Source organism: Methylobacterium sp. A54F (assembly GCF_053346035.1).
This window is the reverse complement of record NZ_JBKFBF010000129.1, coordinates 1-305: the sequence shown is the minus strand read 5'-3', so window position 1 is coordinate 305 and position 305 is coordinate 1. Positions and strand designations below refer to the sequence as shown.

1 protein-coding gene is annotated in these 305 nt (G+C 68.2%); it reads left to right on the top strand.

From position 1 onward, the window contains the following. Positions 1-305 (top strand): LysR substrate-binding domain-containing protein (locus tag ACLBXP_RS25630; RefSeq protein ID WP_447670632.1); only part of this gene is annotated, 305 nt, incomplete at both ends.

Here is a 305-nt window from a genome sequence, read left to right as displayed (position 1 = left end):
CCTGCCGCTCGCGCAGACGATGCAGGAGGCGCAGGAGGCTGCAGCGGCAGCCTTCTCCGAACAGCAAGAGGGCTTGAGCGGGGTCCTGCGCGTGACCGCGCCCAACCGCAACTGCAGGGCCCTGGTCGTGCCCCGGGTTGTCAGGATGATGGCCGAGAATCCGCGCCTCCATGTGGACCTGACCTTCTCGGACGGAATCGTGGACATCGTGGCCGCCGGAATCGACGTGGCGGCCAGGGTGGCGACCCTGCAAGCCTCCGAACTTGTCGCCGTGCAGGTGGCGGACAACCCGCGCATCCTGTGTG